This window comes from Neobacillus niacini (assembly GCF_023715415.1).
GTDB classification, from domain to species: Bacteria; Bacillota; Bacilli; order Bacillales; family Cytobacillaceae; genus Neobacillus; species Neobacillus niacini_C.
Genome location: NZ_JAMBOB010000008.1, coordinates 71,326 through 98,154, shown reverse-complemented (window position 1 = coordinate 98,154; position 26,829 = coordinate 71,326). Strand labels below are relative to the sequence as shown.

Here is a 26,829-nt window from a genome sequence, read left to right as displayed (position 1 = left end):
ATGAGTCTTATACTAAAATCGGGTACAAGTTCTCCCTTACATACTTTCCGATTTCAGCGATAGTTTCTGTTGTTTTTAATTGTGCTTCTGGGGTTTCTTCTTCAACCATGATCCAGCCTTTGTAGCCGCCCTCTGTTAGAACCCTTACACAGCCAGCAAAGTCGATGTCACCTTCGCCCATTTTCTTCCACTCACAATTATTCGAAGCATCCTTAAAGTGTACATGTTTAATGAGTGGTAAATATTGCTTGAAGATTTTAACTGCATCCATTCCGCCAAATGTAATGTGGCCAACGTCCGGCGTGTACCCCATATATTTTGGATTCAATCCTTCAAGAAGCACTTTGTAATCTTCTTCGAATCTCCAATATGAAGTTTTATAGGATATTGGGTGCATGGAAGTAGTAATTCCATTTTCATAGGCACGCTTTCCAAGCTCATTGGCACCTTGGATAATTTCCTTTTGCCTTTGGACTAAATTGTCGCGGTTTAGTCCTACCCTGGAAGGAACGTTCATAATTGCACCAGGAAAATGTTTTAGGTAATTTATGTAGTAATCAGCCTTTTCTCTTTCTTCCGAGGATTCCTTTCCACCTTCAAAAGCCATCGGCAGGGTTAATGCAGCTAATTCTAGGCCTCTTTTATCTAGTTCCTCTTTTAGCCTCTTCGGTTCTTCACGATATCGACCAAGCAATGTAACTTGCATATCAAGACCTTTAAAACCGCCATTTTTAATATCATCCATAATTTTATCTAACATATCAGCTTCGATATCATAATCTAGCATCCACGTTGAACCTTGACATCCAAATTTAATAGTCATTAACAGTCACTCCTTGATATTTTCAAATTTCAAATATGTATCCGTTATCAATAAAATTTGTTTCCCAATTTCAGGTTAATTATTTATTGTCATTTTGTCAATAATATTTTGATGAATTGAAAGAAAATGATTTATTTTGAGAAGAAATGATAATTATATGATAAAAAAACTACTAAAAACAATAAACTTCGCTAATACTTATTGATATTATGCCTTTTATAAATTAATATTAAACTGAATAAACGATAAGGACGAAATGAAATGAAAATGTTTGTAACAGAAAGACGTAATAAGATATTAGCACTTTTAAAAGAAAAGCAGCGATTAACTGTTTTAGAACTTGCTACCAGCCTGAATGTTTCGGAGGCTACTTTACGTTCTGATCTTACCAAAATGGAAAAAGAAGGACTGTTAACCAGAACACATGGTGGTGCAATACTTAATGATTTAGCTGCTGCTGACACAAGTTTTTCAGCCCGCGTTAAAAAAAATCAAAAAGAAAAAACGCAAATTGCAAAAAGGGCCTTTCATTTTGTTGAAGATAAACAGTGTATTTTACTTGATGCAAGTTCAACAGCATTGGAATTTGCCAATTACTTGAAACAGCAGTCCATTAGACTTACTGTTGTAACTACCAGTGCCAAAGCTGCCTTAGAATTAAATGAAAATCCCGATATTACTGTCATCTTAATTGGCGGGATGATGACTAAAGGATCTTCTGCAATCGAGGGGACATTAGGATTAAGCATATTAGATCAAGTTAATATTGATATTATGTTTACATCAGCAAATGGATTTACACCTGAAACCGGCCTAACAGATTTTAATTTATACGAAGTTCAATTAAAAAGAGAATTAGTTCACAGAGCCAAAATAGTAGTCGCATTAATAGACCACACTAAAATCGGAAGTAATTCCAGTTCAATATTTGCAAAAACTAACCAGATTGATACTATTATTACCGACAAAGAATTGGATGACAGCATAACGAACCATTCATTTATGAAGGATGTCCGAATCATTGTGGCTGCCACTAAAAATGAAAAATAAAAAATAGGCTATCATACCATTAGTATGTTTAGCCTATTTTTTTGTCATTTTTTCAATTTTTACGGTTGGTTCAATCTTTATTTACTTCTAAAATGAAGCTTTTTACCTTTTCAATATTTCTTTAACTGCATTTATTCCCCTTCATATCCTCCAATAATACGTTTGTAAAACTATTTTCTTTTTCTATAATTTTATTGACTTTCCGTTCAGAACCGCCGGCCCACTCCGCATTTAAATAGGCGTTAACTACCTTCTTGCCAACTTCTACCCCGATTATTTGGGCTCCCATCGTAATTATTTGAGCGTTATTGCTTAGCTGGGCTCTTTCTGCTGAATATGTATCATGTGTAAGCGCAGCACGTATTCCTGGATATTTTCCAGCGGCAATCGCTACACCAATACCGGTTCCGCAAATTAAAATCCCACGTTCAATTTTCCCCTCACTTATTGATTGGGCTACATCAAATGCTACATCCGGATAGTCAACAGGGTCACTAGAATGGCAGCCATAATCAATGACTTCATGCTCAGTAGTTTCTTCTATAAACTTCTTTATCTCTTCCTTAAGTGCAAATCCGATATGATCACTACCGATACCAATTTTCAAGAAAAAATTCCCCTTTCGTATTTCAAAAAAATTATTTATTATTATTTTCACATTAATTCTATTATATTTAATCGTTTTATTCAACTTTTCTTTCGTTTTTTTTTATTTTGCTAAGTAATTATAAAGAAAAGTAAATTCATATAGTGAGTAGTCTATTAATTTCATTTTTCCTTAAAGAAAGTAATTAATCCCTTAAAAACCTCTGTTTCCGCTATGTATTTCACAGAAACTTGAAGAAAAAAGGGTTTTTTGATTACATTTTTTGTTGATTTCCTTATCTTTTACTATCGTTTTCTTTCGTAGGTTTACGAATTTAATTTATTTTTAACAAATTACATAAAAACATTATGTACACTTTCATGGCAATGGTATAAAATTGAAGAAGGAAAATAATTAATTGGAGGTTTTTAATATGAAAGTTGGATTTATTGGATTAGGTATTATGGGAAAACCAATGGCTATGCACTTAATAAAAGATGGTTTTGATACCTATCTTTTAGATTTGAATAAAGATGTTGTAAAGGAGCTTACCGCTTTGGGCGGACATCCTTGTGAATCAAATAAGGATATTGCGGAAACCTGCGATGTAATCATCACAATGCTTCCTGCAGCAAAACATGTTTCACAAGTGTTATTTACTGAGGATGGAATCGCTAAAAATGCTAAACCAAACACAATTGTTATTGATATGAGTTCAGTTTCAACTGAGGATTCCAAATTATTTGCAAGTAAACTTAAAGACTATGGTATATCCTTCATCGATGCACCTGTTAGCGGGGGAGAACCAATGGCCATTGAAGGAAGGTTATCCATAATGGCTGGTGGAGATAAAGAACACGTAACAAAAATTCTTCCTTTACTCCAATCAATGGGAGAAGATGTGGTTCATGTTGGTGAAAACGGAACAGGCTCGACAGCAAAATTAGCAAATCAAATAATGGTTAGTATACATCTTGCTGCACTATCCGAAGCGTGTGTATTTGCAACGAAGGCTGGTCTTGAGTTAAATAAACTGTTTGAAGCTATTCATGGAGGACTTGCAGGCAGCGCTGTAATGAATGCAAAAATGCAAAGAATAATTGAAAGAAACTTTGAACCTGGCGGTCGTATTGAAACAAACTTTAAAGATCTAAACAACGTACAAGCAACAGCAAATGCTCTAGGAGTGCCTCTGCCTATTACTAATTTAGTGAAGGAAATTTTCAGCGCTGAAATCGCAATTGGAAATGGAAATAAAGATCATTCATTTATTATTGATTTCTTTGAAAGAATGGCTAATATCCAAACACCTAAAGAAGAAGTAAAAATTTAATAGAATTCCTTGACCTTTACTAAAGGAAGTAAACCTCCAAATTTTACCTTATTTTTGATGGGAGGTGGGATTGATTTTGATAAATTCATTTCTATTAATCGGACAGTCCAATATGGCAGGAAGAGGCCTAATCCACGAAGCAGATACCATATATAATGATAATCTTTATATGTTTAGGGACAACACTTGGATGTTAGCAGAGGAGCCTTTACATACTGATAAACCAGATTTAGCAGGAATCGGATTAGGAATGAGCTTTGCTGATACCTTACAAAGAAAATTCGATAAAAAAATTGGGCTTATTCCTTGTGCATTTGGAGGAACCTCCCTTGCTGAATGGAAGCAAGGAGAGCTACTTTATACCAATGCTGTGAGTGAAACAATAAAAGCACTTGAGTCAAGTAGCTTAAAAGGAATTCTGTGGCATCAAGGGGAAAGTGACGCAGACCACTTGAGCACTGCACAGAACTATAAAGACAGATTTCAAACATTTATCGCCTCTTTGTTAGTGGATATTAATCAAACTAGTATACCCATCATTATAGGGGAATTAGGAGAGTTTTTACTTAAATATGAAAACTGTGCATATTCACCAGTAATTAATAATCAGCTAAAAAGTCTTAGTTTGGATGATAAATACTATGCATTTGTTTCTGCAAAAGATTTGACTGATAATGGAGATCGTCTACATTTTAATTCTAAATCTCTTCGTGAATTTGGTATACGTTATGCTAATAAATGGATGGAGTGTAGCCAAAGGCTAGGAATTTCACTAGAATAAAAAAACTTGTTATTATAGATTGAATATTAATCCCAATCAATAATCATTTTAGTAATAAGAGACAGCTCCAACCACCCCATGGGGTAGTATCAGCTACTCTATAAATGATAATGTCTTTGGCCTGCAGCCCAACTTGTACCGTCCAGGTATAAGTTGGGCTGCAGGTTGTTACTTTTTTGTCCATTGTTACGAAAATACTTTATAACCATTCTTCTGGGTAAATTCATTGTACAGGCTGTCGAACTCTGCATACTATGAACACAACTATGATGGAAAAAAGAATTTAGGTATGGCCAGTGTATTTTTCACCTTTCCTCATGTTTCCGAAGGCATCCATCATCATCCTCACTAAACACTCCTTTATAACTAACGGTAATCGTCGATATGTCTCATTCGTTTTTCCATAAGAGGAATCCAATTCAAACATAGCTGTTATTAGCTGAAAAAGGGGGAATTGTATCAAATGATATTTCCAAATGGTACAGATTTAAGTCGTTTAAATCGGAACCAGGTTATTAATCTTCTTTTAGCCTCGATTGGCTTTGAAGAGCTTGCGCTAGGCTACTACTTGGTTAAATCTGAAGCTGATTTGCTTCAAATAGCATTAGGTAAACTGTCTGTCAACGGTAGTGGAAACGATGGTCCAATGGTCAGATCATTAGATGATTTGTTGCGACTAAATCGCAGTATTAACAAAACATTGAAAACCATCACAAAAAAAGAGAGGCTACTTTTATTAAAGCTGAAAGAAGTGGCTGATTTAATTGGGGATGTCCCAGCGATAGAAAACTTATGCTTTGCCACGGCTGCAACTGGCGAGGCGGTTGTGGATGCTGCCTATATAAATGAGGAAATGATTGACTTTAATGTAACTGTGGATCATATTGATCTTTTTATAGGTGAGAATTGTACAACGGAAGATGATAGAATCCAGTTGCGATTTTCACGTGGAGGTTGTCCATTTGCGGCCATCACCTTAGTTGAAAACACAGCAGACATTTTCTGCACCCCCGCATTTAACACAGCTTTAATTAGAGCTAGAGTTAATGTCAGTGCTTCCAACAATCAGTTGAATGGCGAATATAACGCATTCATTACCTTGAATGAGAATGGGAATATGACGATTTTCTTAGTAAATGAACAAAACCGTCTTCTTTTTAAAATTTCGAATGCCGTTGTCGATGTGGAAGAGTGCCAAGATGAGGGGCTTGAACCTGTAAACAATTGCGCCTGTGCCGTAACAATCTCAACGGTTCAAAATACAGTGATTACAGTCACTGGGGATAATGTGTTTTTTCCAGCAACAATATCCAATCTTTTTATTAATGTTCCGTGTAATTGTGATGCTGCGAATAGTACAATATCCGTCGTTATTAGGGAGGAGTTTGTACAGATTCTTATTCCGGGAGAGTTTGAAGACGGAACCATCTCTACGGTGTGCGATGTAAATGAAGCGGTGATTCAAGCGGGAGTCATACTTGGAGGAGCTTTTTATCGTGTATTTATTGTAGCCAATCAGGATGGAACAGTAACAGCAACCTTTGACGGAGCATCTACCTTTACAATCACACTAACTGGAGCCAATGTTGTGATTAGTGGTTGTTAGCAGGTGCCTGGCACTACTACCCATAATTTGTCGATGACACATCCAATTGGGATAGGAGTAGCGGAATTGAATCGCTAACTCCTATCCTTATCTAACTAAAGGTTTTCCGTCCCAAAATTTTAATCCCGATATGGTTTTTGACCGACAAACTGAATAACATGAGACAAACCATTATGAAGTTCGCCTTCATTACGTACAACCTCTCCCATGAAAAAATGAAGAATACGCCAATCAGCAAAGGTTTGCCAAAACTCTTCAGGCCTATATAAAAAATTAATATCGCGGGGTCCCCCACTATTATAGGGAATCTGTTTTTGCGAATATACTTCCGTTATGTAGTATCCCCCTGGCTTAACAGCCTCTCTTACTCCTGCAAGTGTTTTTTTACGTAATTCCAGTGGAAAATGACCAAAGATACATACTATTTCATCCCACGCATCTGGTGTCCATTCTGCATTGTTTAAATCAACAAGTTCAGTTTGAATATTAACTCCGCGTTCTTCAGCGAGTTTTTTGGTTTTATCTAGGCCAGATTCTGCATAATCCCATGTTGTGACATTCATTCCTTGTTCAGCTAGGAAAACACCATTACGCCCTTCACCTTCAGCAATAGCCAAGGCGTTACCCGACAATTGGAGTTTTCTTATAGTTTCTTCTAAAAAAATATTTGGTTTCTTTCCATATACATAATCCTCTGCTTGAAAACGAGTGTTCCACTGATTCAATGTTTTACCTCCAAATTTATTAGTTAATATTCATATATAATCGAATTACATGGGATAAATAACATTTTATTTTTTGTTCTTAATTAATCCTTAACAAATATCACCCATAATTAATCAAAAGGAGTGATTATTTGTGAATGATATCGGAATATTTTTTGCCATAGCTAGTGGTATCCTGTCCTTTTTTTCTCCATGTGTTTTTCCCCTCCTTCCAGCTTATATTACCCATTTAACTGGGGGGAAAATTGAAGACTCTAAAATGCAGGTAGATCGGACAAAGCTTTATATTAGATCAATCGGATTTATTATCGGGTTTGGTATCATTTTTATTGCACTGGGTGCCTCAGCAAGCTTTATTGGTAAAATATTGATGAATTATCGGATTCTGATTATGCAGATTGCAGGTCTTTTAATTATCATTTTTGGCTTACAGATGGCCGGACTGCTAAAATTTAAATTATTAATGAAAGAAAAAAGAATACAATCAGAACTTAAACCCAAAAGTATATTTAGTTCTGTTTTACTTGGAATGGCATTTGCCAGTGGATGGTCCCCTTGTGTAGGACTCGCACTGTCGTCGATATTATTATTAGCAAGCGCTTCAGATACTTTATCCGAAGGAATATTCCTGTTAGGAGCCTATTCTCTTGGAATGGCTATACCATTTTTTATTATTAGTATTGTTATATCTTATTCTTTAAAAACAATGAAAAAAATCAATAAATATTTATCAAAACTTGCATTTGTAAATGGGATTTTCATGGTTATGCTAGGATTTTTAGTTTTAAGCGGACAAATGCAGAAAATTAGTGCATGGCTGTCAGCTTACAGTTTATTTCAGTTTTAGAAAGGGAGAGAATTCTTGTCACCAAAGAAGCTAATTGGAAAAACCGTCTTAGTCGTGGAAGATGACCCTAAAATTCGTCAGCTTGTAAAAATCTATTTAACTCAAGAAGGCTATGAAGTAAGTGAAGCAGCTAATGGGTTAGAAGCCAAGGAGAAAATCGAACATTTGGATCCTTGTATCCTCATTCTAGATCTTATGCTGCCCGAAATCAGTGGTGAAGATATCTTAAGATGGGTTCGAGAAGAATTAAAAAGTATGATGCCTATAATTATTCTTTCTGCTAAAGTATCTGAAAAAAACCGAATCCACGGGTTTAAATTAGGGGCTGATGACTATGTGGTCAAACCCTTTAGCCCTGCTGAACTAATGGTTAGAATAGAAGCCGTTTTAAGAAGAACCGCAAGCCGTTGCGGAAAGCTCAGCTTTACTGGGATTACAATTAAACCAGCAAAAGGAGAAGCTTGGATTAACGGTGAACAGCTAGAGTTGACTCATTTTGAATTTAAGCTGCTTCATACTTTTATGCAACATCCAGATCATATCTTATCTAGAGAACAATTACTCACCTATATCTATGAAAAAAATGAAAAAGCTGTTTCAGACAGAACCATAGATGTCCATATAAAGAATTTGCGGGAAAAAATAAAGGAAAAGACACCTAAGGAATATATCCAAACGATAAGAGGAATGGGGTATAAGTTTGTGGGCATTTAAAAAATTATCCAACCTTATATCAAAGCTAGTTGCCCTTAATTGCATAGTCATTCTGCTCGTTATACTACTTGCAGGATTCTCAGTAAAGGAGTACGCCTGTTATTTAGTTAATTCGGAAAATATGGTTGGAACAGACCTTATCAATATACTTAATGAATTTCTCTGGAAAGTGGCATTCCTTGCTTTTATCATCGCGGGATTTTTTCATTACGTAACGGTAAAGAGAATTGTAGAACCTATAAAACATTTAACAAAATCTGCTAAAGAAATCAAAGAAGGCAAGTCTCCTTCTTTAGTTAAGTTAAATTCAAGCGGTGAATTAAAGGAACTAATTGAAAACTTTAACACAATGGCCCAAACACTCAACTCTGTTAGGGAACAACGGGATGAAATGCTTCGTGATATCGCCCACGAACTTCGAACTCCTTTGACGAATATAAACGGTTATCTGGAGGCACTGCAAAACGGCGTAATTAAAGGAAATCCAGATTTATTTGGCTCCCTGCTTGAGGAATCTCGCAGGATAACTAGAATTGTTGAACTTATAACAGAATTAAATTCATGGAATAACGGAAATTACTTTGCAGATAAACAGTTTAACCCCGTTGCAATCGAAAAGGTTCTGGATGAAACATTAACTGCATTCCAGTTAAAACTGCAACAACGTTTCAAAGAATTGAAAATTGATATTGAGAAAGAACAAATATTAGGGAATCAGGACGGTCTAATACAGGTTTTCACAAACATTCTTCAAAATATTCTAGATTATAATACAGGTAGTAAATTGACTATTAGCGGGGTAAAAAATGTTGATATGTATTTCATTACTTTTGAACATCAAGGGCAATTCATTGACCCGGATAAAAAAGAACGAATCTTTGAACGTTTTTATCGCCTGGAGGAATCAAGAAGCACCAAATCCGAAGGGGCCGGCTTAGGTCTTACAATTTCAAAAAGCATTATACTAGCCCATGATGGAAAAATCGGGTTAGAGACGGATGGCTGCCAGCATATCTTTTGGATTGCACTACCTTTAATGGAAATAGTCGAATAAATAATTTAAATATATATTTGAATTCTTATTTCTTAATCATTGCTTAACAAATGAAAAGGATAATCTTGTTCTAAGGAGTGATACTATGAAACTTACAATTGAAGATGAAAAAATTAGTGGTAAATTAGGGTTCGGTGAAATCTCCATTTCCCCCAATGAGAACAATGGTTATCGCCCATACGAATTGTTTGTTTCTTCTTTAGTTGGGTGCTGCGGTGAATACGAATGAGTTATTATCAAATAGGAAACTTTTCCCTACCTTCTTTGTGGCTTGCTGTCTTAACTACACTTTTTGGAGCATCCCTATTATATAAGCTGCTAACAGGTGCAAAAGTTGGGGAATGGTATTGGAATAGCTTTTTTCTCTACTTTCTAGCGTGGAAACTAAGTTACATCCTGTTTAATATAACCATGTTTATAGATTTACCCCTTTCTATTCTTTATTTCAACGGAGGCACAAAGGGACATTTCATAGGATTAACATTGCTGTCTCTATATTTATTGTTTCTAGCAGGTAAAAAACATCCTGGATTGCAAAAAGAAGCTGGCAGCATTTTTCTTCTCTTCTTTTTCACATATGAAGTGATTAGTAAACTTTTAGAAATGCAATGGATAGAAGTGTTTTCCCATTTCGTCGTATTTGCCGGATATATTGTCCTCTTTTTATTCCTAAAAAGAAAAAGCAAACCTATCACTGGGCCAATCATCATTGTGTTGATACTCATAGAGCTTTTGCTCTTCAGCATTTTCAGTACATTGTTTTCTTTTAAGGCACTTACATTAACTTGGATTGGTTTAACTGTACTTTCACTTTTTAAAAAAATGGACAAGGAGGCCGAATTACTTGAATAAAAATCTTTTATCAATTGCTATTATCCTGCTGGCAGCCGCAATTATCCTCGTAAATTTGTTAAAACCATCCGTCACAGAGGGAAACAAAGAAATCACTTCAGCAGAGGCTCCTACTTCTGAGGATATTCCAGGTGTAGATCTCTCACAAGTAAAGGAAGGAAATCCAGCTCCTAATTTTGAATTAACTACACTAGGAGGTGAAACAGTACAGCTTTCTGATTATAAAGGTAAAAAGGTCATTTTGAATTTTTGGGCTACGTGGTGCCCGCCATGCAAAGCAGAAATGCCCCATATGCAAAACTTTTATGAAAAAAACAAAGGAAATGACATTGAAATAGTGGCTGTCAACCTGACAAATATGGATAAGGGAAAAACAGAGATTGAGAATTTTGTAAAAGAATATGGTCTTACCTTTGCTATCCCCCTAGATGAGGAGGGAACAATTGGTGCACAATATCAAGCCTTTAGTATTCCAACAAGCTATATCATAGATTCAAAAGGAATCATTACAAAAAAAATAATTGGTCCAATGGACGAAGATATGATGAAGAACCTTACTAATGAGATAAATTAAGAATGTTCCTTTATACAGTCAATGATATTGTCGTAAAGGCGTGGAGACAAACTTCTATGGAAGACTCCCCGCCTAATTTTTGTAAATCTATTAAGAACAGGTTCTGGACGTGTGCCTTAATATAGGATAAAAATTATGGATGTATGAAGTTCATTTCCTACAACTGAAAGTCTCCCTGTTTTCTATATAAATTTCTTTCGCTCATCTTCAATTATAGATTCATAAATATCATCCATTTCAGAATCACTGAAATCCCCCTCATCAGTAGAGACCTTTTGGTTCTTTTTCCACTTCCTCATCACAAAAAACAAAATAATTAAGACTAAAGTTATTAATAGGAACGGGGTTATCCAAAGACTAAGATTGAACCCTTTTACTGGTGGAGCATTTAATGCTTCTACCCCTAGTTCATTTGAGTAGTAATCTAGAATTTCCTTTTTTGACATTCCTTTTGTAAAAAACATCTCTGCCACTTCTTCGTAATACAATTGTTTCACACTGCAGTTAGATAAGTCATCATTACTATGCCCGTCCATATATAACATATCAACAGTAGCCATGAATTCCCGATTTGTATAATCATAATTTTTTTCTGATAATTGTTCCTCTGCATAGACTTGCATAGTTCCTAAAAAAAGAGTAATTAGACTAAAAATTACTAAAATACGCTTCAAAGATTGAACACCTCCCTTAAATATATTACTAATAACTTTATATACCCCCTATAGTATAAAACAAAAATCGTTAGCTACTAAGATAGAAGCGTGAAACTTTTATGACATAGTGAATCATTCATGATATCTAGGAAGTTTTTCCTGTAACAAGTTTGTTTTTTATTCATAATTAACTCAAAAATACAATTACCCCACGAGGTATAATTAGTACAATGCTTAAAGGAAGGAGGTAACCTGTCCGATGTATAAAAAGAAACATTTCATTCTTATCCTTTCCTTATTGATGTTAGTCATCATAGGGGCTGGATGTACTCCTAATGAGGAAAGAAGTGCTTTGAAAGATGAACAAGGAAATACTGTACGTTTAGATACTAAAGAAAAACCTACATTACTCTTTTTCTTCACTGGAGTTGGCTGAGACTACTGTAAATCGCAGCTGGTCGAGCTGCAGAATAATAAGGACCTGTTTGTTGGTTTTCCAGGAGATATATACGCTTTAAGTGCAGATTCAGTAGAGAAGCATAAAGAATTGAAGGCTGAATTAGGTGTTGAGTTTCCTATATTAGCTGATAAATACCTAAAAGTAATTGAAGAAGCAGGTCTTAAGGACCCAACTGAACCAAAATCATTAAGGGGATTCGCTATTTTGAATAGTAAAGGTGAAATTATTGAGGCCCAACAATTAGATCCTTTTGGGGAAGAACTGGCCAATATTATTTCATATGCTTCTCAAAAAGTAAGTAATTAATAATTAAACTTAAAGCATTAATTCCAAGGTGGCTATAAAATGAATCGAGTCTCGCACTTATTAAGTAATATTACTAGTAGTAGTCCTTACTGCATGTGGAATTAGTTCCGAAGGATATAGAAATGTATCTTCAGAGGAAGCGAAGCAACTCATCGACAACAAGGAAGTAGTTGTACTAGGTGTTAGAACCCCCGAAGAGTAAAATGGTACCCACCTTTAAGATTTAAGTATATAAAAAATACCTATAGATAAAACACTCTTTTTTCAAGTGTTCTATCTTTAGGTACCATAGTATAATAAGATCCTTGTTTTCTTTTAAAGTTTAATCCTGGTAAATTCAATTCCTAAAAGTAAAGCTAGTTGTTGCTGCTCCCTCCTTAGAAAAGCTAGTTTTAGAGGTATTTGAATTAGTTTATACATCACACTCAATTAATCTTAGCAATCAACTTATCAATGGTTTGTGATACATCCTGTACTATCGTTTTCCATTTTTCTCTTAAAGTTTCGCTTAATCCAATATGGAACCTAATCTCATAAGGTTCCACTCCTATGAGATACCCCTTTATTGATTCTTTCTGTTGATACAATGATTGAAACAAGTGAAAGTTATGCGCTGAGATGTCTAAAGTTTGATATTCATGTAAATGGGCAAGTGGAAAAACGGTCAGCTCCCCTGGTTCGTTTCCGGATAATACAGCATCCACAATGATTACAAATGTAGCGTTCATTATTTGATCCATGCAGTAATCAATATCTGATTCTCCAATCAAAAAAGATACATGAGGTGTACGATTCAGCTTGGATAGTTGCTCAATTAGATCAATTCCAATTCCATCATCCATCATTAATATATTGCCAATACCTAAGACGATTATTTTTTCCATTAAAACACCTTTATCGTTTTTACTTGTTTTCCTGGACTATATACATGAGTCGCACATGACATACACGGATCAAAGGAACGAAGAATTCTGCCAATTTCCGCAGGTTTATCTGGATTCTGAATAGGTGTACCGACCAAGGCTTCTTCAGCCGTACCTCTAAAACCATTATCATCCCTCGTTGAAAAATCCCATGTGGAAGGAGTGATGATTTGATAGAAGGAGATTTTCTTATCTTGAATCTTTAACCAATGGCCTAGTGCTCCTCTCGTTGTATCTACTAACCCCCTTCCAGTTGCCAATTCTGGAAGTTCATATTTTTTTTGCACATCTACTCCTGGAATTATTTGCTGAAGTAATATTTTCATAACTTCTGAGATTTTCTTTGCTTCTAGTGCTCTGGCAATCGTTCGATCCATAGCGGAGATTCCATTGTTATACGTTCCACTTAATATTAATCTGGCCAGCGGTCCGACCTCAAAAGGGAGACCCTTATATCTTGGTGCCTTCACCCAGGAATAGGCTTTTTCTTTGTCCATATCCGGCTCTGTCACTTCTTCATTTGGTTGATTGCTGTTCGTTATTGATTTGTAATAGGAGTAATCTATTTTTTCTTGAATATTACTTTCATCAAATGCTTCAACAGATTCCAGTGTGGATACAAGCGGATCCACATATAGTGTGCCTAACTCCTTATAATGGTTAAAGGCACCGTAGGTTAAAAGGTTGCCATACCCTCCGCCTAAGCGAAAATAGTCTGCATAGAAGCGCGCAATGTCATATACATCTGGAATCATTTTTTCATCAATAAATCTTGCAATTTTCCCTAAAATAGAATCGATATGAACGACTTTCTCGGCTGTTGCCTGTGTTGTGATCCCTCCAATAAAAACCCCATGATTATGTGGGGCTTTACCGCCTAAAACGGCTAACATTTCATGAGCTAGACGACTGTACTTAAGGGAGTCAAAGTAATGCTGTGAAATCCGGTCATTAATGCTTTTCGGTAATCGAAAATCGTCATGGTCGGCCTGGAAAAGAGAGTTTTGTTCAATCTTTACATAGTCAGGAACAGTATATTGATAAAAATGGCGGATATGATTTTGTAAAAACTCACAACAATGGATGATGTCTCGTAAATATTTTCCTTGTTCCATTGGTTCAATGTTTAATGCATCTTCTAAAGCACGGGAGGAAGCCATTGAGTGGGCTGCAGAGCAAATGCCGCATATTCGCTGAGTAAAATAAACGGCATCGAAGGGACTTCTGCCTACTAACATTTGCTCAAAGCCACGAAATAAATTTCCTTTTGTTTTAACATCAACGACTTGATTCTGGTCAATCATCACATCAATTTCCATAAAACCGCTAATACGTGTCAAAGGATTAATCACGATTCTCTTACTCATTCTTCACCACCCTTGTTGTGTCATAGCTAATGAACGGCGCCATGGCATCTGGAAAACCAAACTGAGCACAGCCAATGCATGGTGTATTATCTCCAATCGGCCAATTCACATGACCATTCCATTGCCTTGTTGGACAATCCACTCTCGTCACAGGGCCTCGGCATCCAAGCTTAAACAAACATGTTTTATCCCCTAATTTTTCAGCAAAAATCCCTCTGTCAAAAAATGGCCTTCTTGGACAACGGTCATGAATAAGCGTGCTGTAAAACATTAAAGGCCGGTCTAGGTTATCTGTTTCCGGCTCCCCATATAATAAGAGATGCGCTAATGTCCCTAAAAACCAGTCTGGATGAACAGGACATCCGGGAAGTTTGATCATTTTTTTATCAGGCAGGACCATTTGCAGCCCCACAGATTGGGATGGATTTGGTTTTGCTGCTGACACCCCGCCATGTGTGGCACAAGCCCCCACAGCTAAAATATGCGAAGCCTTTTCCCCTAGCATCTTTGCTGCTTGAAGTCCTGTCAGAGGCTTACCTTGCCAGCTCCCAATAATATTGTATAAACCATTGTTTTTTAACGCGACAGCTCCTTCAACTGCTAAAATATACTCGTCGTCCATCGCTTTCATTAGTTTCTCGATCGCCGGCTCTCCTTCAGCAGCCATTAAACTATTGCAAAACTTAAGATCAACCATTGAATTTAGCGTGTACTCAAAGTCGGGATTCTGCCCATTCAACAAGGAAATGATATTACCGGAACAACCATTTAATTCTAAGTAAATAAGGTTTTTTTTCTTGATAGTCCTCTTTTTGAGGCTCTTCAGTGCCGTACTTGTTAACCTCTCTGCAATGGCTTCATTTGTTAAAGACTCTGGCGGCAAAATTTGTCCTTCCATTAAACCAACCTCCCTACAACGGGTAGTGTAGCTAAGATCGATTGTTGACCAGCATGACAAGAAGCAAATTCCTGCGTATAATCTTTGCCTGCAAGTAAGCCAAAGTGGGTAGCCGCAGCCCAAGCCCTGTTGTTAGTCACATCATAGACAATGCCATTGACCGCAACATAAGCAGGTCTCCCATTTTTCCCAGTAAATGTAGCTAATTCTCCAATTGTAAACGTTCGTTGATTAGACTGTGATATAGGTGGAGTAGGTAAAGGAGTAATGGGAGGAATTTGTGACTGATTTAAATTCCCTGAAGGAACTGGAATAGATGGTTGTGAAGGTAAAAAATGATAACTAGTCTTCGCTTGATTAGCCAGCCATTCACTAAGAAAATGAATCGTTGATAGTGCATCCCATAACCGTTGAAGAATTTGTGGTTTCATGGAAGTATCACTCAATGTAGATAACGTATAGATATCATGACGTGCTTGTGTAACAAGATAATTTATTTGCATGCTAATCATCTCGATGTTTTGCATGATGTTCTCCCCTTTTGGCCTTTTCCCCCTATCCTATGCTTACATATCAATATAATTAACAAATTCTGGGCAAAAGCTGACCAGATAGGCGATTAAGTCTTCTTGTTGTACCCACAGTTGTTTTTATAAGCAGTTTCCCGGTTTGAACATGACAGGAAGTAATTTGACCAATCACACTTGCATTCTTTCCCATCTCATAATTCTTCAAGATAGCAAGCACCTTTTGTTCTTCATTTGAGTCAACAATGATAACTACTTTCCCTTCATTTGCTAGATATATAGGATCATAACCTAAAATATCACAGGCACCTTGAACTTCCTTTCGCACTGGAATAGAAGCTTCATCCATTTCAACTGTAAAACGAAAGTCTTCACATAGTTCTACTAGCGTTGTGGCTAACCCTCCCCTTGTCGGATCCCGCATGATTCGAATTCCTTTGATTTCCTCTAATAGTTCATGAATCAGGAGGTTTAATGATGCACAATCACTCCTAACATCTGTCAACAACCCAAGCTCGTTCCGTGCACTCAAAATAGCGACTCCATGATCTCCTATTGTTCCGCTGATGATTACGGAATCTCCTTCTTGAACTATTTCAGGTTTCAATCGATGCTGTTCTTGCATTACACCAATCCCAGTCGTATTAATAAATAAGCCATCCACACTCCCCTTTTCGACCACTTTTGTATCACCGGCAATGATTCTCACCCCGGCTCTTTCTGCTTCCCCTGCCATTGTGTTTACAATCTCTTTTAGACTATTTATTGGAAATCCTTCCTCAATAATAAATCCAGCAGTTATCACGTGAGGAATAGCACCACTTACAGCTAAATCGTTCACTGTTCCTGTTATCGCCAGCTTCCCTATATTTCCACCTGGAAAGAAAATAGGTTTTACCACATAGCTATCTGTTGTTACTGCAATAGTTTGTGAAGGAATGGTAAGAACGGCGGAATCTAACTTTGTTTGCTCTGAATGTCCAAATGATTGAATAAAGATATCTTGTATGAGTTGGTGTGTTAATTCTCCACCTTCTCCATGAGCTAGACTAATTCGCTGCACCAAGGTTACTCCCCCCTCATGAATTGATAATGTGCCGAACAGGTGCCTTCTGTTGATACCATACAAGGGCCAATAGGATGAGCGGGAGTACAGCCCTTATTGAACAACACACACTCTTCTGGTGTAATTAATCCTCGAACGATTTCACCACAGCGGCATTTGGTTACTCTCGGCTCCCCTATAGAAATGTTAAACTTCTTTTTTGCATCATGCTGCGAATATTCTTCTTTCAGCACTAACCCACTTTTAGGAATGGTACCTATACCTCTCCATGCCTCGTCATCCGCTTCTAAATATTCTTCTATTAAACTTTGAGCAACTACATTTCCCTTATCACTTACAACATATGTATAATCATTGATGATTTCAACCTTTTTTTCCAGCTGAAGATGTATCAGCTTATAAATCCCACTGAGTAATTGAACGGGTTCAAAACCTGTAATGGCACCGGAAATATTAAATTCTTCAGCCAAATATCGATAATTCTGTTTTCCTAAAACCACGGAAACATGACCAGGCAAAAGGAATCCATCAAGTTTTACTTCTCCTGAACTAAGAAGTGCTCTTAAGACAGGTTCCACCAATTTTGTTGTCATCCATATTGAATAGTTTTTTAACTCCTTACTTGAGGCTTCGCGAACCGCAAGAGCGAGAATCGGAATTGTTGTTTCAAATCCTATTCCTAAAAAAATGACTTCCTTATCGGGGTTTTTTTCTGCTATTTTCACACTGTCCAACGGCGAGTATACCACTCTGATATCCTTTCCGCCTGTTTTCGCTTTCATTAAGGTAGATTTAGAACCAGGAACACGCATCATATCGCCAAATGTACAAAGAATGGTGTTAGGTTCTTCTGATAATTGAATCATCGCATCAATCGACTTTTGATCTGTGACACATACAGGACACCCCGGTCCGGCAATCAGCTGAACATAATCTTTCAATCTCGTTTTTATTCCTGTTTTGGCCAATGCCATCGTATGTGAACCACATACCTCCATGAAAACTGGAATTCTGCCTTTTTCTTCTTTAAATCGCTTCGCTAAATCGATAACCGCTTCAACTGAATCACGAGTTAAGGTCGGTTCTGAAAAAAGGTCCATGTTTGCCATCTAACACATTCCTCCATTCTTCTATACTCTCTTTGGCATATTCCTCATTTACTACGGTCATGGCCTGCCCGGCATGGAGTAAAACATAATCATCAATCTTGACCTCTGGAACAAAAAAGGTCCCAACATACATCCTCGAACCCATCACATCTACTAGAGCTCTTTGCCCTTCTATTTCAATGACTTTAGCTGGCACGCCTAAGCACAAATCAATTCACCACCTTCATTTTCTTTTATCATCCTTATAACTGATGAGCAGCAATGATGATTTGACCTAATGACAAGCCTCCATCGTTACATGGGACATTTCTATGCGTATAAACGGTAAAGCCTTCTTTTTGAAGACCTTTCCGAATCTCACTGGCTAGAAAAACATTTTGAAAAGATCCTCCTGATAGTACGACTGTTCTATTTAATTCCGGTCTGTTCCTCAATAGTTTTAAAACCATCTGTATACAGCAAGACACCAATGTAGTTTGAAATTTCTGTATGATTTCAGTAACGGATTGTTGTTGAAGTTTTTCCTGAATAATTTGATAAATCATTGGAGATACGTCAAGTTCTAGTAGGTTAGGAGTATTTGTTTTTATATGAAATGAATACCTCTCATCTGTACTTTCCAGTACGGTTTTATTCATATAATCAGATAATTTGACCGCTGCCTCTCCTTCATACGTTGAAATCGAACAAATCCCGAGAATGGCACTAATGGCATCAAATAAGCGTCCGCATGTTCCAGCCATAGGCGTATTCAACTGATGGACGATCATTTGCTCCATCATGTTTATTTCTTTTACTCTGTCAGGAAAAAGTTTCATACAAAATTCTTTTCCCTCTTGAGGCCAGTAAAAAAGCAGCATCCCCACTGCATTTCTCCACGGTTCTTTCACGGCTTTTTCTCCACCTGGAAGAGGAGTGTATTTCAGGTGAGCCAGACGTTCAAAAGATTTTGCATCTCCATATAGAAATTCAAACCCCCAAATATTTCCGTCCTCTCCATATCCTGTACCATCTAATATAATTCCTAAACAAGATTCGTTAAGACCGTTATCTTCCATACAAGATACATGGTGTGCATGATGGTGTTGAATGGATATGATGTTACGATTGAGTTTGTTTGCAATAGAAGTAGATGCGTATAATGGGTGCTTGTCGACAGCCACATTCACCTCTTTAACCCCTAGAAATGCTTTATAATGATGGAGGTGTTCTTCAAAGGAGGCAATCATTTCTTCATTTTCTAAATCACCTATATGAGGACTGATGACAATGTTATTCTGTTTTCCAACGGAGAATGTATTCTTTTGGTTTCCTCCTAATGCAATAATATGATCCACATTGGATGTTGTTTTGAGCGGCTCTGGAACAAATCCTCTAGCACGCCGTACAAATATCGTATTTTCTCCATCACATTGAACAACTGAATCATCAATGGGAAAATCGATTTTACGGTTATGCGTTAAGAAATAATCACATATGTTTTGTAAGTATTCTAAATGATCTTCACGATATAAAATGGGCAGACCGGAAGGATTCGCACTCGTCATTACGATGCATTCCAACTGTTTATTTCCAAACAAAAGATGATGTAAAGGAGTATACGGCAGCATCACTCCAATAGTCGATAAACCTGGAGAAATATTTGGTGGTAATCCTCCATTTCTTTTTCTTTTTAAAATAACAATCGGCATTTCGGGGCTTGTCAGGAAATCTTCTTCTAGGCTGGAAATATAACAAAGGTTTCTTACCACCTCTAAAGACTTGACCATAATAGCCAACGGTTTCTGTGGTCGTTTCTTTCTATTTCTTAATTGGTCAACCGTCTTCTCTTGATAAGCATCACAAGCTAAATGGAAGCCACCTATTCCTTTTATCGCAACAATCTTTCCTTGTTTGATAAAATCAATCGTTTGGATGATGGCTGATTGGTTTTCAGCCAAAGATTTCCCACATTGATTATAGAGCATAACAGTAGGTCCGCAAACTGAACAACAAATAGGCTGAGCATGATGCCGCCGATTTGATGGATCTTCATACTCCACTTGGCAATCATGGCACATAGTAAATTCCTTCATTGTCGTATTTGAACGATCATATGGAAGACGATTGATAATCGTATAGCGCGGTCCGCATTGAGTGCAATTAATGAATGGATATTGAAAACGTCGATTATATGGGTCGTTCATTTCGTCTAAACAATTCCCACAAATTGCCGCATCACTAGGTATCCAGGGAATAGACTCTCCGTTTTTTCGGCTGGGAATAATCGTAAATTCCTTATAATGGGAGAGTGGAATTTGATGAACGTTAATCTCACTAACTTTCGCCAATTTAGGCGGATTCCTTTTGATTTCGTCCACCATTTTCTCTAACTGTCCATCCTTTCCTTCAGCCAAAATGGTGACACCATCAAAATTATTTTGGACCGTTCCATTGATGTGATGTTTTTTTGAAAGAGAGTAGATAAAGGGGCGAAAGCCAACTCCCTGCACCTTTCCTTTTACGATTACTTTTATGGCTTTGTACATTGACGATAAGCATCCTTTATCCAATTGATCCATTCTTCCATCCCTTCACCAGTTTTGGCGGATAATGCTTTCAATTGCGCTTGTGGGTTAATTTCTTCTAAATTTATTTGCGCTTCTTCTAAATCGAAAGATACATAAGGAAGGAGGTCGATTTTATTAATGACCGTTACATCGGTACGTCTAAACATGACGGGATATTTCGGAATTTTATCATTTCCTTCAGGGACACTTAAAACCACCACTTTATAATCTTGTCCTAAATCATAACCTGATGGACAAACCAAATTCCCAATATTCTCAATAAAGAGAATATCAATAGTGTCTAGTTCAAAATCTGGTAATGTTTTCGCAATCATCCTTGCATCAAGGTGACATCCTCCTACTGTATTAATTTGAACCGTTTTGACTCCTAGTGAACGTAATCTTTCTGCATCCAAATCCGTTGCTAAATCGCCTTCTATCACAGCAATATGAAACTCATTCCTTAACGCTTTAATTGTTTCTTCTAGTAAAGTCGTTTTACCCGCTCCTGGAGAGCTCATTAAGTTAATGACCAGAGTATGGTTTTTTTTAAATGTTTCTCTATTGAATGCAGCAGCTAAGTTTTGATCTTTTAACACATCTTCCTGTAGCCTGATTTTCACAGTTCATCACTTCCTTCGTATGATTCAACCCTAAAGGTTTCACCGGAAACGAGTAAACAATTTGGCAGCATGCACTTTGGACATAGCGCCATTCTATAGTCGGGGGTAAACTCAAACAGACACGTTTGACATTTTGCTTTCGCCACTTCACGTATAATTTCGAATTCCGTATTTTCATCAAGCATGCCTAATCCTTGTTTCCGAAAATGGAAAAACGCTAACTCTAAAGCATCAGGCAGTACATTAGATAAATCACCGACAATCACAACTATACTATCTACTTTGCTAAAACCATGTAATCTAGCATCTTCAGAAACGATTTTAATAATTTCAGACATAAGCGACATCTCGTGCATCCTTAACACACCTTCTTATTATCTCTCTTAAATGTTTATGCTTGGCTTTATTAAAAAGAACCCTATTAACATACCGCTCATGAGTTAGTCAGTATAAGTGGACATGGGAATAAAGGAAATTCTGCAGCGTTACCCATTAACACAACCATGAATATTTTTGTTTATATAACATAAAAAAGTCCTCCCATCAGTTCAAAAAAGAGCCTCCCAACTCAGGAAAGGCTCTCTACTCACTATTACATCTTTAATTATCTTTGCTTACAAAATTAACTATGATAGGAGTAGCGGAATTGATGCTAACTCCTATCCTTATAATCAAATTGAATTAACAGCCAAGCACAAAAAAAACACCGTGTTAATTACGGTGCCTTTTTGCGTGATATATTATAACTTTTTGCTTCAAAAACAGAACTTGCTCTTGTTACTTAAATATGTGCCTTTAAGTTAACTGCATAGTTGTAATGCACGTTCCGTCATTCTCAAATGTAGAAATTTCTGATTCTGATACTTTACCGTCATGGTCAATCTTTATTCGAAATTTTTTATCCCTAGGAAGCCATAAGTCGAAAAATCCGTTTGTTTGGGATTTCACTTTTTCATCCATAATTACATTGCCATCCATATCTTCAATGAATACATCGAATTCTTCTTCAACCAACTCACCTTGACAACCTGTCAAGCTATGATTCGTTCAGGGGTGAGTTTTATTAATGTAGGGTGCAATAGAAACGAAAAAGTCTTCCCCAGACAAGTCATAAGCTGACTCCTTCCCATCACTTTTCTCAATAATTAACTCTTGAGAAGTAATGGATGCAGAATCATTTGTTGTTTTATTTGAACTATAATTGCTTACTAATTCTCTAATATTTACAACTTCTTTTTCATTTAAAGAAGCTTCATTATTGGAATCCGCTTGTCCGCAACCAACTAATACTGCTGCCATAAATAAGATTGGCAGGAAAACTTTTGCCTTCATAAAACGTCTCACTTCCTTTCCTTTCTGTCTATAAAACTAGTATACCATCTTTATTTTTTTCAAATATGTGGGGCTTACTTTTGTCACAAAATATTAAAGTAATGACATTCTGCCCACTATTGCAAGGACTTTATCGCCTCTAATTTTTACATATTCAATTATTCTATAGAAATCCCATTCGGTTCCATCCCTACATTTACAGTTGCAATAACTGTATTATCATTGTTATTAATGACGCTCATAGTATTTTCGTACATGTTTGTCACATAAACAAATTGATTATCATTACTTGTAACAATTCCATGGGCACCTTTTCCAACCTTAATTGTGGCAACTACTTCTTTGGTTTTAAGTTCAATTTTTGAGACACTATCTGATGGCTTATCAGGAGTTCCTTGATTTGCAACAAATGCATATTTTCCGTCGGATTGTATATAAACTTGTGCAGGACCTTCACCCACTTGAACCTTTTCAACCTTATCTGTGGTCAAATCAATAATCGCTAATGAATTTTCAGCATTTAAAGTGGCAATTAATGTTTTTCCGTTTGGCGTAACACCAGTTGTAACAGGTGTATTCCCCACTACAATTTTTTTACTTTCTTTCATACCCACTAAATCAATTACACTTACAGTGTTCTCACCCATATTAGCAATGTAAGCCGATTTGCTATCTGCTGTGATTCGGAATCCATGTGGTCCTTTTCCTGTTGAGATCCTTTGGATTACTTTATAAGATACTAAATCAATAACGGAAAGGTTATTGTCTTCATTGTTTGTTACCAATGCATATTTCTTATTTTCCGTGAACACGATATGAGCTGGATGAGACCCAACTTCAACTTTCTTAATTAATTGGTCTGTTTCAGCATCAAAGAAGAGAGCAAAGCCATTTGTTTGTCCATGTTCTCCTTCATCGCCCCCATGTCCTTCACCATTCCCTTCTTCATGTCCTTCTTCATGGTTACATTCGCTACACGCTTGTTCTCCATGCCCTCCTGTTCCAGGAACAACCGTAGCACCCAATGTTTTTCCATCTGGAGATATTTGAACATTATGAACAGAACCTTCAACCTCTATGGTTTTAATTGTTTTGTTGCTAGTTGCATCTACTTTGGTGATAGCACCCTGTTCAGCTGTATAGATGAAGGCAGTCTTTTCTTTTTCTGATTTATCTTTTTCTGATTGAGAGCTCTTTTCGGGTTCGGTGGTGGTGCCTTTCGTTTGATTGTCCGAGGAAGTCCCACAGGCAGCTATAAAGATGCTTACAAGGAACAAGAGGCTAAACATCATAATTTTTTTCATTTAATACACTCCTTAACTTTAATAAGTTAACTATAGTAAATAAATGTGCAGAAACTTTGAAGAACTAGACTTGAAATATGACAACTTTGTGAAACAATAATATTTTCGCACAAAAAGATTGGAGAAAATATTTGTTTAAATGAATAAAGTTTGCCTTAGTGTTCTGCATAAATTCTTTACACTTGATTTACTATGTGGAGGCAACAGAATAAAAACGGTATTTATATTAATAATCCTATTTATTTAGGTTTTAATTAAAAAGGACCACACCTCAATGTGATCCATTTATAACGAATTGAATCTTGGATTAGTTGACATTCTTTTTTACCTCTTTTATGTTAGGTAAAAACTGTCATTAAGAAATACATAAATCCGCCAAAAAACACAAGAATTCCAAAGAAAGTAGCAATTCCATTTACGGTTTCCCTTTTTTGCAGTTTTTTGTACTCTTTATAAGTAATTTCGCCTTTTGCAAACCTTACCCCATTAGGATTAGGTTCTACAGTATATAGAGTTCCGTCCTTATCTTCAAGGACTACTCTGGTTATTAATGCTGATCCATTTCTCGTGTTATCAACTTGTGAATAAGACCCTTGATCGCTACCTCCAGAATAATCTACCCTTATAAAATCGTATACAGAACTTTTCTTTATCTTTTCGTACATTTCATAAGCTTGTAGTTCAATAGCATTATTTGGAGCACACACGCATATCACCTCGTTAAATTATTTTAAGGCGCGTTGTAAATAAATCTATTTAATGCAATTTTCCTTTAACCTAATAAATTTACTTCGACCAACTTTTAATTTATTGTATGGTTATCATTACATTTTGACAACAAAAACCCTGTTTTGCTGCCTTTTTACCTTTTCAATAAAGGCTCTTTTCGTATAGAATGTTGTTTATGTTATACACATGGACCGTTCCTTTTCGCTACAGGTGCTTGCTTTCCGCGGGGAGGAAGTCGAGCCTCCTCGACGCTACGCGTCTGTGGGGTCTCGACTTTTCCTCTACATCCCGCAGGAGTCAAGCACCTTTCGCTTCAATCCACTCTGTGCTTTCAATATTAATAATAGCAACAATCTTTTAGAAAGAGCCTCAATAAAACATCAATCACTACAAGTAGACAAACAATGTTTTTTCAAATTATAAATATTAAGAGGAATCTTTGAAAACTCTCTTATTTCTCTTATTGTATCCCATCCATCTTTATCCGGCATCAAAACATTCATAATAATAAACTGAGCAATCGTAAAAAAAAGCCCATCAGAATTAGTTCTTTCTGATGAGCTTTTAAATGCTAGACTGCTTCGTTAATTTTAGAGTTACCATTACACCAAAGTGGGTCAGGCAAGCTCGAGAGCTTACCTGGGTGTCCACTAGTAAACATTTTCTTTTATTAAACTCTGTGACTCATAGGAAGTGAGAATAAATAAATATTCGCAACTGCTAGTGCAAACATCAGGACATAGTATGGCAGCATCGCTTTGAATGATTCCTTTTTGCCCATTCTGTATACTACATATGTTGTACCAACTAAACCTACTAAAATAATTATATACTGAATCATTTGTACTGTTGGAGTGGATGCAAGACTTAAGCTAGTTGGATTTGATTTTACTCCAAACAAACCAATAGAGTTATACCAGATAGCCTTTCCTTCAGTAAAGATATGGAATAAATTATGTCCTAAATGACCTGCTAGATCTAAAGGAATAATTGCATAACCAAAACGGGTAAAGTTCTTTTTCACTGTACCTTCCATTCCAAAAAATGATGCAATCTTTGCAGTACCTAACAATAGAAGAATAGGAATGGCCATTGCAATGATAAAAGCTACAGTAAAGTTGACAACATAGCTATCTGTTCTAGTAACAGTGCCAATCGCATTTAAAATAGCCTGCCATGGTTCAAGCATCGTAATGTTTTGTACAAACACAATCCCCATGATAACAGCAGCTAAGGACGCATGCTCAAGTTTTGGATTCTTTAAGCCCCACAATTCTTTAGTAGGAATCCTGGTAGTAATCTTAATGGAATCATTCGGACAGTTCTTAACGCAGTTTCCACAAATATTACATTCTGCACTAGACTCCATTGTTCGTGGAAATTGGAACATTGGACATCCTTCTACTTTTTCCGTTCCTTTATAGCATGATTGGACCTTACATGTTTTACAAATATCAGGTGTTGCCTGTACTTTTACTGCTCCAGACCGTGCATAGTTACCTGCCAGCCCTCCAAGGAAACAGAGTGTCTTGCAGAATGTTCTTCTTTCATAAAAAACAGAAGTTGCTACAACCATTGTTACTAATAATAGAAGTAAATAACCAGATCCTCGCGGCGATTCTACAATTCCCCATACGTGATCACTATATGTAATCGCAATAAAGAATAAATCAATTAGCCAAATTCCATACTTCCTTAAAAACTTAGGCATTGGGCGATTGGCACCAATCGTTTTACGGATGATATCACTTAACTTACCGAAGGGACAAATCGCACACCAGAACCGGCCGGCTACTAGAAACAGAATAGGGATTATTGGCCACCATAACACCCAAGTCATCGTTGTACCAAAGTTTTTACTTGGGTTAACTGTACCCATTACTAACTCAAAAACGATGATTGAAAACACCGTGATAACAATCCATTGAAAGATTCCTGGATACCATTTACTTTTGACAAACTTTTTAACCACCGGAATAGATAAGAGGTCAAATGGTTCCTTTTCTGGTTTTAAGTTTTTCTCAGGCATTGCCAT

29 protein-coding genes and 1 pseudogene are annotated in these 26,829 nt (G+C 36.6%); 12 read left to right on the top strand and 18 right to left on the bottom strand.

All coding sequences use genetic code 11. The features are described from left to right. Positions 1 to 7: 7 nt before the first annotated feature. Entirely contained in the window at positions 8 to 823 is an 816-nt protein-coding gene (locus tag M3189_RS19235) for a sugar phosphate isomerase/epimerase family protein (protein WP_251636695.1), read from the bottom strand. A 267-nt stretch (positions 824 to 1,090) separates the two neighbouring features. Here M3189_RS19235 and M3189_RS19230 point away from each other — a divergent pair, with 267 nt between their 5' ends. Next, the gene (locus M3189_RS19230; protein WP_353057455.1) at positions 1,091 to 1,873 is read left to right on the top strand and encodes a DeoR/GlpR family DNA-binding transcription regulator; all 783 of its coding nucleotides are present in this window, start codon (positions 1,091 to 1,093) and stop codon (positions 1,871 to 1,873) included. A 121-nt stretch (positions 1,874 to 1,994) separates the two neighbouring features. On the opposite strand, the gene rpiB is transcribed toward M3189_RS19230, so the two are convergent. Continuing rightward, entirely contained in the window at positions 1,995 to 2,480 is a 486-nt protein-coding gene (gene rpiB / locus M3189_RS19225; protein ID WP_251636685.1) for a ribose 5-phosphate isomerase B, read from the bottom strand. A 412-nt stretch (positions 2,481 to 2,892) separates the two neighbouring features. Between rpiB and M3189_RS19220 the strand changes: the two genes are divergently transcribed. The 3 genes from M3189_RS19220 to M3189_RS19210 all read left to right on the top strand — a co-directional run bounded on the left by M3189_RS19220 (position 2,893) and on the right by M3189_RS19210 (position 6,179). After that, positions 2,893 to 3,792 (top strand): NAD(P)-binding domain-containing protein, encoded by a 900-nt coding sequence (locus M3189_RS19220; protein ID WP_251636682.1) that lies wholly within the window; start codon positions 2,893 to 2,895, stop codon positions 3,790 to 3,792. Positions 3,793 to 3,868: 76 nt separating this feature from the next. After that, a complete protein-coding gene (locus M3189_RS19215) occupies positions 3,869 to 4,573 on the top strand; it encodes a sialate O-acetylesterase (protein ID WP_251636679.1) in 705 nt (234 codons plus the stop codon). A 463-nt stretch (positions 4,574 to 5,036) separates the two neighbouring features. After that, positions 5,037 to 6,179 (top strand): hypothetical protein, encoded by a 1,143-nt coding sequence (locus M3189_RS19210; RefSeq protein ID WP_251636676.1) that lies wholly within the window; start codon positions 5,037 to 5,039, stop codon positions 6,177 to 6,179. Between the two features lie 119 nt (positions 6,180 to 6,298). On the opposite strand, the gene M3189_RS19205 is transcribed toward M3189_RS19210, so the two are convergent. Further along, complete coding sequence (locus M3189_RS19205; RefSeq protein ID WP_251636674.1) at positions 6,299 to 6,904, bottom strand: SAM-dependent methyltransferase; 606 nt, start codon at positions 6,902 to 6,904, stop codon at positions 6,299 to 6,301. 133 nt (positions 6,905 to 7,037) lie between these two features. On the opposite strand from M3189_RS19205, the gene M3189_RS19200 reads away from it, so the two are divergent. The 6 genes from M3189_RS19200 to M3189_RS19175 all read left to right on the top strand — a co-directional run bounded on the left by M3189_RS19200 (position 7,038) and on the right by M3189_RS19175 (position 10,945). Continuing rightward, positions 7,038 to 7,751 carry a cytochrome c biogenesis CcdA family protein gene (locus tag M3189_RS19200; RefSeq protein WP_251636672.1) on the top strand — a complete coding sequence of 238 codons (714 nt, stop codon included), beginning with the start codon at positions 7,038 to 7,040 and terminating at the stop codon, positions 7,749 to 7,751. Between the two features lie 15 nt (positions 7,752 to 7,766). Next, positions 7,767 to 8,465, top strand: a complete 699-nt coding sequence (locus M3189_RS19195; protein WP_251636670.1) for a response regulator transcription factor — start codon at positions 7,767 to 7,769, stop codon at positions 8,463 to 8,465. Continuing rightward, positions 8,452 to 9,519 carry a HAMP domain-containing sensor histidine kinase gene (locus M3189_RS19190; protein ID WP_251636668.1) on the top strand — a complete coding sequence of 356 codons (1,068 nt, stop codon included), beginning with the start codon at positions 8,452 to 8,454 and terminating at the stop codon, positions 9,517 to 9,519. Before M3189_RS19195 ends, M3189_RS19190 begins: the two co-directional genes overlap by 14 nt. 85 nt (positions 9,520 to 9,604) lie before the next feature. Then, positions 9,605 to 9,748, top strand: coding sequence for a hypothetical protein (locus M3189_RS19185; protein WP_251636666.1), 144 nt, complete (start codon positions 9,605 to 9,607; stop codon positions 9,746 to 9,748). Then, positions 9,745 to 10,371, top strand: a complete 627-nt coding sequence (locus M3189_RS19180) for a hypothetical protein (RefSeq protein ID WP_251636664.1) — start codon at positions 9,745 to 9,747, stop codon at positions 10,369 to 10,371. The genes M3189_RS19185 and M3189_RS19180 overlap by 4 nt, the downstream gene beginning before the upstream one ends. Next, positions 10,364 to 10,945, top strand: a complete 582-nt coding sequence (locus M3189_RS19175; RefSeq protein ID WP_251636661.1) for a peroxiredoxin family protein — start codon at positions 10,364 to 10,366, stop codon at positions 10,943 to 10,945. Before M3189_RS19180 ends, M3189_RS19175 begins: the two co-directional genes overlap by 8 nt. 182 nt (positions 10,946 to 11,127) lie before the next feature. On the opposite strand, the gene M3189_RS19170 is transcribed toward M3189_RS19175, so the two are convergent. After that, a complete protein-coding gene (locus M3189_RS19170) occupies positions 11,128 to 11,619 on the bottom strand; it encodes a cytochrome c-type biogenesis protein CcmH (RefSeq protein WP_251636659.1) in 492 nt (163 codons plus the stop codon). A 241-nt stretch (positions 11,620 to 11,860) separates the two neighbouring features. Between M3189_RS19170 and M3189_RS19165 the strand changes: the two genes are divergently transcribed. Next, entirely contained in the window at positions 11,861 to 12,037 is a 177-nt protein-coding gene (locus tag M3189_RS19165) for a hypothetical protein (protein ID WP_251636657.1), read from the top strand. Between the two features lie 15 nt (positions 12,038 to 12,052). Then, positions 12,053 to 12,367, top strand: a pseudogene (locus M3189_RS19160) (redoxin domain-containing protein); the annotation flags it as partial. A 425-nt stretch (positions 12,368 to 12,792) separates the two neighbouring features. Here M3189_RS19160 and M3189_RS19155 read toward each other — a convergent pair. The 14 genes from M3189_RS19155 to M3189_RS19090 all read right to left on the bottom strand — a co-directional run bounded on the left by M3189_RS19155 (position 12,793) and on the right by M3189_RS19090 (position 26,829). Further along, entirely contained in the window at positions 12,793 to 13,251 is a 459-nt protein-coding gene (locus tag M3189_RS19155) for a hydrogenase maturation protease (RefSeq protein WP_251636655.1), read from the bottom strand. Next, a complete protein-coding gene (locus M3189_RS19150) occupies positions 13,251 to 14,657 on the bottom strand; it encodes a nickel-dependent hydrogenase large subunit (RefSeq protein ID WP_251636653.1) in 1,407 nt (468 codons plus the stop codon). The genes M3189_RS19155 and M3189_RS19150 overlap by 1 nt, the downstream gene beginning before the upstream one ends. Continuing rightward, positions 14,650 to 15,555 carry a hydrogenase small subunit gene (locus M3189_RS19145; RefSeq protein WP_251636651.1) on the bottom strand — a complete coding sequence of 302 codons (906 nt, stop codon included), beginning with the start codon at positions 15,553 to 15,555 and terminating at the stop codon, positions 14,650 to 14,652. Before M3189_RS19145 ends, M3189_RS19150 begins: the two co-directional genes overlap by 8 nt. Then, positions 15,555 to 16,082, bottom strand: a complete 528-nt coding sequence (locus M3189_RS19140) for a cytochrome b5 domain-containing protein (protein ID WP_251636649.1) — start codon at positions 16,080 to 16,082, stop codon at positions 15,555 to 15,557. The genes M3189_RS19145 and M3189_RS19140 overlap by 1 nt, the downstream gene beginning before the upstream one ends. 55 nt (positions 16,083 to 16,137) lie before the next feature. Continuing rightward, positions 16,138 to 17,145 (bottom strand): hydrogenase expression/formation protein HypE, encoded by a 1,008-nt coding sequence (hypE, locus tag M3189_RS19135; protein WP_435368108.1) that lies wholly within the window; start codon positions 17,143 to 17,145, stop codon positions 16,138 to 16,140. A 5-nt stretch (positions 17,146 to 17,150) separates the two neighbouring features. Further along, a complete protein-coding gene (hypD, locus tag M3189_RS19130; RefSeq protein WP_251636646.1) occupies positions 17,151 to 18,257 on the bottom strand; it encodes a hydrogenase formation protein HypD in 1,107 nt (368 codons plus the stop codon). Continuing rightward, positions 18,214 to 18,465 (bottom strand): HypC/HybG/HupF family hydrogenase formation chaperone, encoded by a 252-nt coding sequence (locus tag M3189_RS19125; protein WP_251636644.1) that lies wholly within the window; start codon positions 18,463 to 18,465, stop codon positions 18,214 to 18,216. The genes hypD and M3189_RS19125 overlap by 44 nt, the downstream gene beginning before the upstream one ends. 34 nt (positions 18,466 to 18,499) lie before the next feature. Continuing rightward, the gene (gene hypF, locus M3189_RS19120; protein WP_353057453.1) at positions 18,500 to 20,818 is read right to left on the bottom strand and encodes a carbamoyltransferase HypF; all 2,319 of its coding nucleotides are present in this window, start codon (positions 20,816 to 20,818) and stop codon (positions 18,500 to 18,502) included. Beyond that, on the bottom strand, positions 20,770 to 21,429 hold the full coding sequence (gene hypB, locus M3189_RS19115) for a hydrogenase nickel incorporation protein HypB (protein WP_251636642.1): 660 nt from the start codon (positions 21,427 to 21,429) through the stop codon (positions 20,770 to 20,772). The genes hypF and hypB overlap by 49 nt, the downstream gene beginning before the upstream one ends. Continuing rightward, complete coding sequence (locus tag M3189_RS19110; RefSeq protein ID WP_285889744.1) at positions 21,426 to 21,785, bottom strand: hydrogenase maturation nickel metallochaperone HypA; 360 nt, start codon at positions 21,783 to 21,785, stop codon at positions 21,426 to 21,428. The genes hypB and M3189_RS19110 overlap by 4 nt, the downstream gene beginning before the upstream one ends. 439 nt (positions 21,786 to 22,224) lie before the next feature. Beyond that, a complete protein-coding gene (locus tag M3189_RS19105; RefSeq protein WP_251636637.1) occupies positions 22,225 to 22,761 on the bottom strand; it encodes a CueP family metal-binding protein in 537 nt (178 codons plus the stop codon). A gap of 158 nt (positions 22,762 to 22,919) precedes the next feature. Next, the gene (locus M3189_RS19100) at positions 22,920 to 24,065 is read right to left on the bottom strand and encodes a YncE family protein (protein WP_251636636.1); all 1,146 of its coding nucleotides are present in this window, start codon (positions 24,063 to 24,065) and stop codon (positions 22,920 to 22,922) included. 338 nt (positions 24,066 to 24,403) lie between these two features. Continuing rightward, on the bottom strand, positions 24,404 to 24,772 hold the full coding sequence (locus M3189_RS19095; protein ID WP_251636634.1) for a hypothetical protein: 369 nt from the start codon (positions 24,770 to 24,772) through the stop codon (positions 24,404 to 24,406). Positions 24,773 to 25,464: 692 nt separating this feature from the next. Next, positions 25,465 to 26,829 (bottom strand): 4Fe-4S binding protein, encoded by a 1,365-nt coding sequence (locus tag M3189_RS19090; RefSeq protein WP_251636632.1) that lies wholly within the window; start codon positions 26,827 to 26,829, stop codon positions 25,465 to 25,467.